Source organism: Bradyrhizobium sp. AZCC 2289, assembly GCF_036924615.1.
In the GTDB taxonomy this organism is placed as follows: domain Bacteria; phylum Pseudomonadota; class Alphaproteobacteria; order Rhizobiales; family Xanthobacteraceae; genus Bradyrhizobium.
In genome coordinates this window covers 2,370,100-2,383,176 of sequence record NZ_JAZHRY010000001.1, presented here as the reverse complement: position 1 = coordinate 2,383,176, position 13,077 = coordinate 2,370,100, and the positions used below count along the sequence as shown (strand labels likewise).

Below are 13,077 nucleotides of genomic sequence, written 5' to 3'. Positions count from 1 at the left end.
AAAAAAAGTCCGGGATGGGGGAATCGATGGCAACGCCGCTCACGATTGCGATTGTCGGTGCCGGCATGGGCGGGCTCGCGTCGGCGGCGGCGCTGCGGCGCGTCGGCATCGACGTCACGGTGTATGAGCAGGCACCGCAATTCGCCAGGCTGGGGGCCGGAATTCAGATCGGCTGCAACGCCATGAAAGTGTTGCGCGGGCTGGGGCTCGAATCCCGCTTGCGCGACGGGTCATTCTATCCGCGCTCCTGGAATAACCGGGATTGGCGCACCGGCGAAGTCAAGTTCGACATGATTTTTGGCGAGACCGCCGAGCAGAAATTCGGCGCGCCCTATCTGCTGGCGCATCGCGGCGACCTGCACGCCGCGCTCGCCAGTGCGGTGCCCGACGAATGCATCAAGCTCGGGCACAAACTGGTTGGCTTGGACGAAACCGGCGACGGCGTCCGGCTTGCTTTCGCGAACGGCGAAACCGCGGTCGCCGATGCCGTGATCGGCGCCGACGGCGTTCATTCCGTCGTGAGAGACATGTTGTTCGGCGCATCGCCGGTGCAATTTACCGGCCGCATCGCCTACCGCACGACCTATCCTGCCGCCCTTCTGAACGGGCAAAAAATAGACGACTGCACCAAATGGTGGGGCGAGGATCGCCACATCGTGATCTATTACGTCAAGCCGGACCGCAGCGAGATCTACCTCGTGACCAGCCAGCCGGAGCCGGATTTCCGGATCGAGTCGTGGTCGGCCAAGGGCGACGTCGGGGAATTGCGATCGGCCTTCGCCGGCTTCGATCGCCAGGTCGAAACCGTATTGGCGGCGTGCCCGGATGTGCACAAATGGGCGATCGTCGATCGCAATTCGCTCGAGCGCTGGTCGGACCGCAACGTGACGCTGCTCGGCGACGCCTGTCATCCGATGACGCCCTACATGGCGCAAGGTGCGGCGATGGCGATCGAGGACGCCGCGGTGCTGTCGCGGTGCCTCGACGGCCTGGAGCGGGACCAGGTTCCGAGCGCCTTCCGCCGGTTCGAGGCGAGCCGAAAGGACCGCACCGCGCGCGTGCAGCAGACGTCGCGGGCCAATATCTGGCTCAAGGAAAAAACCGACGGCGACTGGGTCTATGGCTACGACGCCTGGACAGTTCCGTTGGCGGCGTAATGAGGCATCTATTTTATTTACGGGATGCGCTGACATATTTGTCGAAGGATGAAGGTTTGTCGAAGGAAGAAGGGTCGTCATGGCGGCGCTGTTCGGCCTCGGCGATCGCGCGTTGTGCAGCCGGCGGCAGGATTTTCGGCTCCGACGGCACCTCGACGATCTCATCGCTCCCTGTTGCCAATCGAGCCAACCGCTGCAGCCGCGTAATGGTCACCAGGATGTCCAGCACGAAATTGATCGTCCGGAGCACGACGATCAGAAAGCTCCAAAGCGGCTCGAGCATTGAAGACTCTTATAGCCCGAGGGCAAGCTGGCACATTGTTCCATGGTCGCTGTAGACCGCCGTCAGGTTCAATGGCGATCGAAAGGTTGTTTCCCTGACCAGGCCGTGTACTCATAAAATTGGGTGCTTAGGTCAGGCACGCTTTTAAGGGGCCGAGCAAGCGTTCCCTTGTATAAGGCTCAGCTCACGCTGCCGTGCCGGCAGGCGGCAAGAAAAAACGCAACGCTGCGCGCCACGTGCGCGTCGATCTCTTCGTCCAGCGTCTTGAGGTCCACCTCGAACAGCGCCCGGAGCAGCATGGGCACGGCGATGAGATCGAGGAAGAAACGAGCTGTGGTTGTCAGGCGCTCCGGAGCAAAGGCTGGCAGCGACCGAAGCTCGTCGGATTGCGTCAACTCGCCCAGCAACCGGACCCCAAGTTCAGTGCTGAGATCACGCGCCGTCCGGCTGACTGTGCTTGCCAGATCAGGGAAGCGGCGCGCTTCTGCTACAGCCAGCCGCATCAGCGCGATCCTTTCGCTGTCCAAACCCCAGTGCAGCAGGGTGCTGGCGGCGCTCGTGAGGCGCTCCTCGATTGTTGAGCCGGTTGGCACCCCGGTCTTGAACTCGGTGATCCGAGAAAGGATGTCCCGCGTCACCACGTCGATGAATAGCGCCCGCTTGTCGCGGAAGCGGGCATAGATCGTGGCCTTTCCAGAGCGTGCAGCCTCGGCGATCTCGTCGATGCTCGCGCCTTCGAACCCGCGCTCCAGAAACATTTTTCGCGCCGCATCGAGGATGCGCGTGTCAACCTCGCCGGCAAGCTCCTTGGGCGGCCGGCCAACGCGCACTGTGGCGCGCTTTGCCTTCGCCGCCGGTATCTTCTTCAAATTGCTGGTTTTCATGGCGACTTCGACCGGGCTTTCAGGTTTCCGCTGAGCATCTCATCTACACGCATGTGTGATGCTTGTAAACAGAACGGAACCGTCTAGTTCCTATTGACAGACTCGTTTTCCCAGGTTATTTTCGCACCGAAACGGTACAGTTCCGTTTCGTTATACGAGCAGGAGCGGCAAGCATGTTCGAAGACAAGGTTTTGGAACGGGGCGAACGGGTGCGCGAAGGCGTCGAAAGCCCGCGATCTGTCCCGGCCTCGCACGATCCCAGTTTCGAGTCCGACCGACAGGAGGTCACCGCGCGGGCTTCGTCCCCGCAAGAAAGCCCGGCTGCCAGAGCGCCTGCCTCACCCGTTCCGGCGGAAACCGCGCGGCCGGAGGCGACCGGCAAGGAGCGCAGGGCCAGCTTCTTGCGTCGCCGCCCCGTCGTCTCCGCCATCGGTGCTGTGCTCCTGGCCTCCGCGATCGCCGGCGGCTACCTCTATATGGACTACGCAAGACATTTCGAGTCCACTGATGATGCCTTCGTCGCCGCGCGGCAGTTTTCAATCGCGCCGAAAGTCTCTGGCTACATCACCGCCGTCCCCGTCACCGACAACCAGTATGTCAAATCCGACGATGTGATTGCCCGCATCGATGACCGTGACTATCGCACGGCGCTCGAGCAGGCGCAGGCGCAAGTCGCGGCGGCGCAAGCCAGCATCGAGAACATCGATGCGCAACTCGATGTGCAGCAGGCCCAGATCAGCGCCAACCAGGCCCAGGTCGACCAGGCACAGGCGGCGCTAGTGTTCGCACAGCAGCAGGCAGCGCGGTACGAGCATCTGGAGCAAACGGGCTATGGCACCGTTCAGAACGCCCAGCAATACACCTCGCAACTCCACCAGCAGCAGGCTGCGCTGGCGAGCGCGCAGGCGACGCTGAAGCTGGCGCAGCGGCAAGTCGAGGCGCTCAAGGCTCAGCACAACAGCGCCGTCGCGAGCCTCGCGCAAGCCAAGGCCCAGCGCGATCAGGCAGAGCTCAATCTCTCCTACACGACGGTGACCGCAGCCCAGTCGGGGCGCGTCGTCAACCTTGGCGCCGCCGTCGGTCAATTCGCCCAGCCTGGCAACAGCCTGACGATGTTTGTGCCGGACGAAATCTGGGTGACGGCGAACTTCAAGGAGATTCAGCTCGACCACATGCGGCCCGGCGATCCGGTGACGCTCGCGATCGACGCCTATCCGGAACGCAGGATCCATGGGCATGTCGAGAGCGTCCAGCCCGGATCAGGCACCGCGTTCTCGCTGCTGCCGGCCCAGAATGCCACCGGCAACTACGTCAAGATCGTGCAGCGCGTGCCGGTCAAGATCGTCATGGACGATCCGCCGACGGACGTTGCGCTCGGCCCGGGCATGTCAGTCGTCCCGACCGCGCGGGTTGATTTGCGGCCGTCCCTCTATGAGCGACTGAGGAGATACCTATGAGTGCCGCTGCGATCCAAGTCGACCCTCCCGCATCCGCAAGCGCCGGCGCGGTCAACCCGTGGGTGATCGCGATCCTGGTCGCGGTCGCAAGCTTCATGGAGGTGCTTGACACCACCATCGCCAACGTGGCGCTGCCCTACATTGCCGGCGGCATGGGTGTGAGCGAGGACGAAGCGTCCTGGGTGGTCACCACCTATCTCGTCGCCAACGCCATCATCCTGACCGCCTCCAGCTTCCTGGCCCGGAGGCTGGGCCGCAAACCCTTCTTCCTGATCTGTCTCGGCGCATTCACCCTCAGCTCGTTCTTGTGCGGCTTTGCCCCGAATCTGAATGCGCTGCTGTTGTGCCGCATCCTGCAGGGCTTCGGCGGTGGGGGCATGGTGCCGGTCGCGCAGTCGATCCTGGCCGATTCGTTTCCGCCGGCGAAGCGCGGCCAGGCCTTTGCGGTGTTCGGCGTCGCAGTCGTGGTGGCCCCGGTGGTCGGGCCGACGCTCGGTGGCTGGCTGTCCGACAATGTCTCCTGGCAGTGGTGCTTTCTGATCAACGTGCCGGTCGGCGTGATCGCGCTGGCGCTGATTGCGCTCGTCCTGCACGAGCGCCCGACCGCGCGTGCGGAAACACGGCGGCAGCAGCAAGGGGTCAGGTTTGATACCGTCGGTTTCATGCTGATCGCGACCTTTCTCGGCGCGCTCGAGGTCGTGCTCGACCGCGGCCTCGAGGACGACTGGTTCGGCTCGTCCTTCATCGTGACGTTCACCGCCATCTGCGCCCTGGCGTTCGTTCTCATGATCCCCTGGGGTCTGACTCGCCGCAATCCGATCATCGATCTGCGGATGGTGGCGACACGCCAGTTCGGCGCCTGCTTCCTGGTGATGCTGGCGACTGGTGCGATCCTGCTCGCGACCACGCAATTCCTGCCGCAACTGGTGCAGCAGGATTTCGGCTACACCGCCACCTGGGCCGGCCTCGTGCTCTCGCCAGGCGGGGCGGTCACCATGGTGATGATGTTCGTGGTCGGCCGTGTGGCAGCCAAGGTGCAGCCCAAATATCTGATCGTCGCGGGCGCGGTGCTCTGCGGACTTTCCATGTACGCCATGACCAACGTATACGGGGATCTCGGCTTCTGGTTCATGGCGCGCTCGCGCATGCTGCTCGGCGTTGGACTGCCGCTGATCTTCGTGCCGATCATGGCCGCATCCTACGACGGCATCGAGCCATCCAGGACCGACCAGGCCTCCGCCTTGATCAACGCAGCCCGGAACACTGGAGGTTCGATCGGCGTTTCGATCGTCTCCAACGTGTTGACGCACCGCGAGCAGTTCCACCAGAGTCGACTGGTCGAGCAGGTGATCCCTTCCAACCTGCAGTACCAGGACACGTTGCAGCGGATCACGAGTTTCTTCGCTGGCCATGGCAGCTCATTGGCCCAAGCGCATGATCAGGCGATCCAGTGGATCGGACAACAGGTGCAGGCACAGGCATCGTACCTCGCCTACATGGATGCCTTCTGGGTCTTGATGCTGATCTCGCTTGCCGCGGTGCCACTTGCACTGATGCTGCGGACGATCAAGCTCGGCGGCGCCGTTCACGTCGGCCATTGAGGATCGTCTCGTCTGAAGCCAGGATCGATGCTGAGAACTTGCCATGAAGAACGGCGCATGGGTCAACATACCGCCCAAAAGCAATCGCAACGATCGGATCTGCTCCAGCCCTTATCTCTACCGCGCCCGCAACCGAGTCGAGCGGTTTTTCAATAGGATCAAGCAATGTCGTCGGGTTGCGAGCGCTACGACAAACTTGCCGCCAACTACCTGGCCTTCGTCCAGCTTGCGTCAATCAGGCTCTGGCTGCGCGTTAATGAGTCCACGTCCTATGCGCCGGGAGCCCCGTCCAACTCCGCCAGCCTTTCCGCTTCCGCGATGTCGTCCATGGTGTTGGCGTTGAAGAACGGATCGAGCGGCGCGGTCGACCATGTCACGGTGGCGAGCTTGTAGCGCGCGGTCCAGCGGTCGATCTTCCTGATGTCCTCGACCACCAACGCGTGGCGCAGTTCTTCGCGCAAGGCGACGCTCCATAGTCCGATCACCGGATGCGACTGGCCGTCGGATGCTGCGACCGCCAATTGGGCGTTTTGTTCTGCCAGCGCCTGATACAGGCGTGCAACCAGATCGCGCGGCAGGAAAGGGCAATCCGCCGCCGCGCTCAACACCAGCGACACTTTTGGCCGGTTCGCGGCCGCCCAGTCCAGCGCCGCCAAAATGCCGGCAAGCGGTCCGGGAAAATCGGCGACGCCATCGGGAATGACGGGCAAGCCGAACGCCGCAAACCGCGCGGGATCGCCGTTGGCATTGAGAATCAGCCCGTCGCATTGCGGTTTTAATCGCGCGATCACGCGTTCCAGAATGGTGCGGCCGCCGATCCGGCGCATCGGCTTGTCGCCACCGCCCATTCGCCGCGCCAGGCCGCCGGCGAGCAGCACGCCGGGAATTCCCGGCGCGTCCCTTGACGTCGCCAGCGCGCCCTTGCGCGTCGCGTCAGTCTTCACGTTGTTCGCCCTTGCGCTTGTGCCGCGCGGATTCTTCTTCGACGTAATCGAGATTCTGGTCGTAGATGATGCGCTCCTGGCCGGCCAGCGCGATGAAGCGCTTGCCGCGCGTGCGCCCGACCAGCGTCAGCCCGACCTGCCGCGCCAGCTCGACGCCCCAGGCGGTAAAGCCGGAACGCGAAACCAGGATCGGAATGCCCATCCGCACCGTCTTGATGATCATCTCCGAGGTCAGCCGGCCCGTGGTGTAGAGAATCTTGTCGGCGGGATCGACGCCATGGCGATAGATCCAGCCCGCGATCTTGTCGACGGCGTTGTGGCGGCCGACATCCTCGGTGTAGCAGACAGGCGTGCCTTCCTTGCACAGCACGCAGCCATGGATCGCGCCGGCCTCCAGATAGAGCGAGGGCATGGTGTTGATCGCATGCGTCATCTGGTAGAGCCAGGAGGTGCGCAACTCTGCCTTCGGCAGCGCCACGCTTTCGACGGCTTCCAGCAGGTCGCCGAACGCCGTGCCCTGCGCGCAGCCCGACGTCTGCGTCCGCCTCTTCAGTTTTTGTTCGAAATTGGTGTGGTGCTCGGTGCGCACCACCACGACCTGCAAATCGTCGTCATATTCGACCTCGGTGACGATATCGTCGTATTTCAGCATGTTCTGGTTCAGGAGATAGCCGAGCGCGAGATATTCCGGATAGTCGCCGATCGTCATCATGGTGACGATCTCCTGCGCGTTCAGGTACAGCGTCAGCGGCCGTTCCACCGGCACCCTGATCTCGACGGTGGCGCCGCTCTGATCGGTGCCGGTGACGCGTTCGGTCAGCCGGGGATCGTCCGGGTTGGGCACGATCAGGGGGACGGGGGCTTTGTCGATTTTCATCATATCGCGAGGTTAGCATGACATTGCATCCCAGCCGATATAAAGCATCTCAGAGCATAAGCGAAATGTGGCCAGAAACGTCATTGCGAGGAGCCAACGGGTCGCGCGAATGCGCGCCCGATGACAGGCTCCGCGACGAAGCAATCCATCGTTTCACCAAGCCGTGAAATGGATTGCTTCGCTTCGCTCGCAATGACGGTGGGGATGAACGGGATGAAAGTGATAGGCCTCGCGGGATGGAGCGGCGCCGGCAAGACCACCTTGCTGACGCGGGTGATCCCGCATCTGACAGAAAGGGGCTTGCGGGTTTCCGTCATCAAGCACGCCCATCACGCGTTCGATGTCGACATACCCGGCAAGGATTCCTGGCGGCACCGCGAGGCCGGCGCCGCGGAAGTGCTGGTGTCCTCGACGCGGCGATGGGCCCTGATGCATGAGCTGCGCGGCGCCGATGAGCCGCGGCTGCCGGAACTGCTGGCCAAATTGGCCCGGGTCGATCTCGTCATCATTGAGGGTTTCAAGCGCGAGCCGCATCGCAAGATCGAGGTGCACCGCGCCGCCAACGGCAAGCCGCTGCTGTTCCCCGACGATCCCGGCGTGGTCGGCATCGCGACCGACACGGCCGTTGAAACCACGCTGCCGACGGCCCATCTCGATGATATCGAGGCGATTGCGGCCATGATGCAGCGGTCCGCGATATCGGTCGAGGACGTGCTGGCGAAAAGTTTTAGCGAGGGCTGAGACGGAAGATGGCGCAATTGTCCGACGATTGCTTTGCCTTCGGCGGTCCGATGATGTCGGTCGATGAAGCTGTCGGCATCATCGCCGCGCGGGTGACCAGGGTCGAGGACGTCGAGACCGTTGGGCTCGCGGATGCCGATGGACGCGTGCTGGCGCGCGACATTGCAGCACCGTTGCCGCTGCCGCCGTTCACCAATTCCGCCGTCGATGGCTATGCGGTGGCGGGCCGCGATCTGCCGCAAGGCGAAGCGCAGGCGTTTACCGTGAGCGGGCGGGTGCAGGCGGGCGGCTCGGTGCGGGCGCCGGTCAAACCCGGCGAGGCCATGCGCATCTTTACGGGCGCGCCGATGCCGGAAGGCGCCGACACGGTTTTCATGCAGGAGGATGTCCGCCTCGAAGACGGCAAGGTGGTGCTTCCCGCCGGCCTGAAACCCGGCGCCAATGTCCGTCCGGCTGGCGAAGATATTCCGTCGGGCCATGCGGCGCTAACCGCCGGCCAGCGCCTGCGGCCGCAGGATGTCGCGCTCGCCGCGGCCTTTGGCCTGACGCAGCTTGGCGTTGTCAGGCGGATCCGCGTCGCGGTGTTCTCCACCGGCAACGAACTGGTTTCGCCGGGGGAGGCGCGCGCGGCGGCGCAACTGTTCGATTCCAACCGTTTCATGCTGATGGCAATGCTGGCCCGGCTCGGCTGCGAGGTCGGCGACCTCGGCATCCTCAGGGACGAACGGACCTCGCTCGCAAGCGCCTTGAAGAAGGTGGCCGGCGACCATGATCTGATCCTCACCACCGGTGGCGTGTCGACCGGCGAAGAGGATCACGTCAAGGCGGCGGTCGAGAGTGCCGGCAAGCTCGTGCTGTGGCGGATGGCGATCAAGCCCGGCCGCCCCGTCGCCATGGGAATTATCGGCGGCACGCCGTTCATCGGCCTGCCGGGAAATCCGGTCGCGAGTTTTGTCACCTTCGTCCATGTGGTGCGGCCGACCATCCTGGCGCTATCCGGCGCAAAGCTGCAGCCGCTGGTTCCGATGCCGGTCCGCGCGGCCTTCACCTACAAAAAGAAGATCGCGCGCCGCGAATATGTCCGCGTCACCTTGCGCAACGGCGTAGACGGCGGGTTAGAGGCGGTCAAATTTCCGCGCGAGGGTGCCGGCCTGTTGTCGTCGCTGGTCGACACCGACGGGCTGGTGGAGCTCGACGAACGGGTCACCCTTGTCGAGCCCGGCCAGACCGTCGGGTTTTTGTCCTATGCGAGCCTGCTCTGAATTGCATGCGGCTCGTCTTCTTGATCAAAAAAGCGGATAAATGAAAAGACAGGTGCACGGGTCCGCCCGCTCGCGGCTTCTCGCTCCGGTGCTGCTGGCCGCGATGTGGCAGGCTGTTGGCCCTGGAATTGCTAGGGTTCGTATGATTGCGAGTTCATGTGATTGCGACAGGTAATCCGGAGCGATGAACATGCCTATTCAGTTCGAGCCGAAACGGCCTGGATCTTACCGCCGATGGTAAGCGCGCTGATTTCCGTTGTCCTGGGCAGTGTGCTGGGAGGCCTTGCGCGCTATTTCGTTTCGGGAATCATCGCGAGGCGTGTCGGCGAGACGTTTCCATGGGGCACGCTCACGATCAACGTCAGCGGCGCTTTCCTGATCGGTGTCTTTGGCGCGTTGGCGCGCGACAACGCATCGCTGTTTGCCTCGCCGAATCCATGGCTGTTCGCGGTGACCGGTTTCCTGGGCTGTTATACGACCGTCTCTTCGTTCAGTTTGCAGACGCTCGCGCTGGCGAGAGACGGAGAGGGCGGCCGCGCCATCGGCTACGTCGCGATGTCCGTAGCGCTGTCGATCGGAGCCGTCGCCGTGGGTTTTGCGCTTGTCGATCTGTTGAGATGAAGGGGGATCCCGGACAATGACCAGCGGCACTCCCGCCAGCACGAACTGGAATACCGCGATCCTCTACGGATACGTCGCGACCGGCAGCGTCATAGGTGGCGTTGCACGCTATCTTGCCTCGCTCATCATCCTGTCGGGCCCGGGATTCCCGTGGGCGACCCTGTTCGTCAACGTCACCGGCTCGTTTATTATCGGATTTTACAGCACCCTGAGCGGTCCCGACGGAAGGTTGTTCGCGAGCGCCCGGCAACGACAGTTCGTCATGACCGGGTTTTGCGGGGGCTACACCACGTTTTCAACCTTCAGCCTGGAAACATTCAAGCTGCTGCAATCCGGCATGACGCGGATGGCGTTTACAAATATCGCGGTCTCGACCGTGACCTGGCTCCTGGCCGTGTGGCTGGGATATGCACTGGCAAGCCGCCTCAACCGTTTGAAAGGGAGCTAACGATGCAAATCCCAAAACAGGCGCTACTGCTCCGCGTGTTCATTGGCGAGGATGACAGGTTCGCCGGATCGCCGCTGTACGAGGCGATCGTGCTCAAGGCGCGCGAGTTGCACCTGGCCGGCGCAACCGTTCTGCGCGGCGCGCTGGGGTTCGGCGCATCCAGCCGGCTTCACACCACGAAGATCTTGCGCCTTTCGGAGGACCTGCCGCTGGTGATCGAGATCGTCGACAGCGAGGACAAGATCAACAGCTTCTTGCCGACGCTGGATTACATGATGACCAGTGGCCTCATCACGCTCGAAAAGGTGCAGGTTCTTCAATATGGGGCGAAAGCCACCGCCTGATCGCATAGGTCCAGGTTCCGGTCGGAAACCATTTCGGCCTTGCCAATGGCCGATACCGGGGTAGGATTGGCCAGTGATCAAGGGGATGGAGTCCCCCAAAACCGCCATTCTGGCTGATGACTCCTGCAACGCGTTTGCGTGAGCAGGAGAATATTATGCGCGGTCATCGCCGAGCGGTCCTCATTGGGTCCCCACCCAGCAAAAACATACCTGCCAGCTCCTTCCCGCGCGGGAGGACAACATGACCAGCGTCTGGGCGTTGGCGGCGCTGTGGCTCGGCCTCGCGTTGATCGCGAGCCTGTTGTCGATCTGGTTTCGGGTATCGACGGCCCTTTCGGAGATCGTGGTCGGAACGATCGCGCAACTCATCATCGGCGCGGTCATCGGCCAGGCCGTGCTCGGCACCGACGAATCCTGGGTCAAGTTCCTGTCGGGCATTGGCGCGATCGTATTGACGTTCCTTGCGGGCGCAGAGCTCGATCCCGTCGTGTTCAGGCTGAAGTGGAAGGAGGCCGCGGCGGTCGGCCTCGCGAGCTTCTTGTTTCCCTTCCTGGGATGCACCGCCGCCGCCTATTACCTGCTGGGCTGGGAGCCGATGCCGAGCTGGCTTGCCGGCGTGGCGATGTCGACCACTTCGGTGGCGGTCGTCTATGCGGTGATGCTCGAATTCGGCTTCAACAGGACGGACTACGGAAAGTCCGTTCTCGCCGCGTGTTTCGTCACCGATCTTGGGACGGTGGTGGCGCTCGGTCTGATCTTTGCGCCGTTCACGTTCAAGACGCTGGTGTTTCTTGTCGTTGGCGCGGTCGTGTTTCTCGTTCTCCCCTGGCTGACGCCGCGCTTTTTCAAATTGTATGGAAACCGGCCGTCGGAGCTCGAAACCAAGTTCCTGCTGTTGTGCCTGTTCGGAATGGGAGCGCTTGCGAACTGGGCCGACAGTGAGGCCGTGCTTCCGGCCTATCTCATAGGCATGGTGCTGGCGGGAACGGTCGGAAAGGACCACGCGCTCATCCGGCGGCTGCGTACGCTGACGTTCGGATTGCTGACGCCATTTTATTTCATTCGCGCCGGCTCGTTCGTTTCGATCCCGGCGCTGGTGGCGGCGCCTGCGGCATTCCTGCTGTTTCTGGCGGTCAAGATCGGGGCAAAAATCGCCGGCGTGTATCCCGTAACCAAGCTGTTCGCCGCGCCGGATAAGGAGGCGATGTATACGACCCTCCTGATGTCAACCGGGCTGACCTTTGGAACCATTTCCGCGCTGTTCGGCCTTTCGCACGGGATCATCAGCCAGGCCCAATACTCGTCGCTGGTGGCGACAGTGATCGCAAGCGCAGTGATTCCGACCGTGATTGCCAACGCGTTCTATCTGCCGCGCCATTTGTTGCCGTCGTCGGAAGCGGCGCCAATCGAAAATTCCGATCGCCCCGGCGTTCTGGTCGCGCCGGATCAAGCCGAATAAATGGAGGCTTGCGCAATGTTCAAGACCATCCTGCATGCCAATGACGGGTCGAGACCCGCTTTCAGGGCGCTCGATCTCGCGGTCTCCATGGCCAAGCGGAACGCGGCGGTGCTTCATTTGGTTTGCGTGGAGGAAATCCCGCCAATGCCGGAGTACATCGAGGAAATACGGGAAGCCAAGGGAGTAGCCGCGCGCCGTTTTCATCCGATCGTCGAGCGCGTGCGCTTTCAGGCCGAGCAAAACAGCATCAAGCTGCAGATCCACGTCGTCAGCGGCCATCCCGTCCGCATGATCGTGGACCTCGTGGATGAGATTGGCGCCGATCTCCTCGTTATCGGGGCGACCGGGCATTCGGCGTTGTACGAGCGCATGGTCGGCAGCCGCGCCGACCGCATTGTTCAGCTGGCGGCTTGTCCGGTACTGGTGGTGAAGTAAGCCGAAACCATTGTCGGGCGCGTGGCGCCGCGGCCGGAAGCCGAGGTGATGTCCGTTGACGAGGATAGCCGGCTTCGCCAAGTATAGCTGCATGACCACGACAAAACTCGATCTCACCGGTCTCAAATGCCCGCTGCCGGCGCTGAAAACGCGCAAGGCGCTGAAATCAGTCGCACCCGGCGATTTGCTGGAAGTGCACTGCACCGATCCACTGTCGGTGATCGACATCCCGAACCTGATCCGCGAAACCGGCGACAAAGTCGAGATTACCGAGCGGCACCAAAACCGGATCGTGTTCCTGATTGAAAAAGCAAATGGCCTGATTGAAAAATCGAATGGCTTGTCGCCTGCAGCGCGGTAGTCGCTCTGGTTGATACCTACCTTTTGCCTATCGACACCCGTCCCGCCTTCTGTCCCAATTATCATTCTCCGCGGGGCTGCGGAGGTCGAGGCGCGTCTGTGGCAGGGCATGACGCGCAGGTTGGGGCAGGCCACATTTCCGGATCCAGGCCGGCACCGGCATCGGGCATATCCTGTCGCGTCGGGGGTTGGAATTCTTGGGAT

The 13,077-nt window shown here is 62.6% G+C and carries 15 protein-coding genes, 1 pseudogene and 1 riboswitch; of the genes and pseudogenes, 12 read left to right on the top strand and 4 right to left on the bottom strand.

The window, feature by feature from the left end; all coding sequences use genetic code 11:
* Positions 1-26: 26 nt before the first annotated feature.
* Positions 27-1,157 (top strand): FAD-dependent monooxygenase, encoded by a 1,131-nt coding sequence (locus tag V1289_RS11615; protein WP_334397085.1) that lies wholly within the window; start codon positions 27-29, stop codon positions 1,155-1,157.
* Between the two features lie 13 nt (positions 1,158-1,170).
* Here the strand turns inward: V1289_RS11615 and V1289_RS11610 are convergent, their stop codons facing one another.
* Positions 1,171-1,440: a hypothetical protein gene (locus V1289_RS11610; protein WP_334397084.1), complete on the bottom strand. Its 270-nt coding sequence runs from the start codon at positions 1,438-1,440 to the stop codon at positions 1,171-1,173.
* Between the two features lie 179 nt (positions 1,441-1,619).
* Positions 1,620-2,324: a TetR/AcrR family transcriptional regulator gene (locus V1289_RS11605; RefSeq protein WP_334397083.1), complete on the bottom strand. Its 705-nt coding sequence runs from the start codon at positions 2,322-2,324 to the stop codon at positions 1,620-1,622.
* Positions 2,325-2,497: 173 nt separating this feature from the next.
* Between V1289_RS11605 and V1289_RS11600 the strand changes: the two genes are divergently transcribed.
* The 3 genes and pseudogenes from V1289_RS11600 to V1289_RS49645 all read left to right on the top strand — a co-directional run.
* Entirely contained in the window at positions 2,498-3,781 is a 1,284-nt protein-coding gene (locus V1289_RS11600) for an HlyD family secretion protein (RefSeq protein WP_334397081.1), read from the top strand.
* On the top strand, positions 3,778-5,382 hold the full coding sequence (locus V1289_RS11595) for a DHA2 family efflux MFS transporter permease subunit (protein ID WP_334397079.1): 1,605 nt from the start codon (positions 3,778-3,780) through the stop codon (positions 5,380-5,382). The genes V1289_RS11600 and V1289_RS11595 overlap by 4 nt, the downstream gene beginning before the upstream one ends.
* Positions 5,383-5,416: 34 nt before the next feature.
* Positions 5,417-5,631: pseudogene (locus V1289_RS49645) on the top strand (transposase); the annotation flags it as partial.
* A 20-nt stretch (positions 5,632-5,651) separates the two neighbouring features.
* Here V1289_RS49645 and mobA read toward each other — a convergent pair.
* Positions 5,652-6,296, bottom strand: coding sequence for a molybdenum cofactor guanylyltransferase MobA (mobA, locus tag V1289_RS11585; protein ID WP_334407406.1), 645 nt, complete (start codon positions 6,294-6,296; stop codon positions 5,652-5,654).
* Positions 6,297-6,315: 19 nt separating this feature from the next.
* Complete coding sequence (locus tag V1289_RS11580) at positions 6,316-7,206, bottom strand: formate dehydrogenase accessory sulfurtransferase FdhD (RefSeq protein WP_334397078.1); 891 nt, start codon at positions 7,204-7,206, stop codon at positions 6,316-6,318.
* Between the two features lie 210 nt (positions 7,207-7,416).
* On the opposite strand from V1289_RS11580, the gene mobB reads away from it, so the two are divergent.
* The 8 genes from mobB (at position 7,417) to V1289_RS11540 (ending at position 12,874) form a co-directional block, all read left to right on the top strand.
* Positions 7,417-7,944, top strand: a complete 528-nt coding sequence (gene mobB / locus V1289_RS11575; protein ID WP_334397077.1) for a molybdopterin-guanine dinucleotide biosynthesis protein B — start codon at positions 7,417-7,419, stop codon at positions 7,942-7,944.
* Positions 7,945-7,952: 8 nt separating this feature from the next.
* Positions 7,953-9,206, top strand: coding sequence for a molybdopterin molybdotransferase MoeA (locus tag V1289_RS11570; protein WP_334397076.1), 1,254 nt, complete (start codon positions 7,953-7,955; stop codon positions 9,204-9,206).
* Positions 9,207-9,440: 234 nt separating this feature from the next.
* Positions 9,441-9,827, top strand: coding sequence for a fluoride efflux transporter CrcB (crcB, locus tag V1289_RS11565; protein ID WP_334397075.1), 387 nt, complete (start codon positions 9,441-9,443; stop codon positions 9,825-9,827).
* 16 nt (positions 9,828-9,843) lie between these two features.
* Entirely contained in the window at positions 9,844-10,275 is a 432-nt protein-coding gene (gene crcB, locus V1289_RS11560) for a fluoride efflux transporter CrcB (RefSeq protein WP_334397074.1), read from the top strand.
* Positions 10,276-10,277: 2 nt separating this feature from the next.
* Positions 10,278-10,619, top strand: a complete 342-nt coding sequence (locus tag V1289_RS11555) for a DUF190 domain-containing protein (protein ID WP_334397072.1) — start codon at positions 10,278-10,280, stop codon at positions 10,617-10,619.
* Between the two features lie 72 nt (positions 10,620-10,691).
* A riboswitch (Fluoride riboswitch) is annotated at positions 10,692-10,752 on the top strand.
* 108 nt (positions 10,753-10,860) lie between these two features.
* Positions 10,861-12,078 (top strand): cation:proton antiporter, encoded by a 1,218-nt coding sequence (locus tag V1289_RS11550; protein WP_334397070.1) that lies wholly within the window; start codon positions 10,861-10,863, stop codon positions 12,076-12,078.
* A complete protein-coding gene (locus V1289_RS11545; protein ID WP_334397069.1) occupies positions 12,079-12,513 on the top strand; it encodes a universal stress protein in 435 nt (144 codons plus the stop codon). It abuts the gene before it with no gap.
* Between the two features lie 91 nt (positions 12,514-12,604).
* Positions 12,605-12,874, top strand: coding sequence for a sulfurtransferase TusA family protein (locus V1289_RS11540; RefSeq protein ID WP_334407404.1), 270 nt, complete (start codon positions 12,605-12,607; stop codon positions 12,872-12,874).
* The last annotated feature ends 203 nt before the right edge of the window (positions 12,875-13,077 follow it).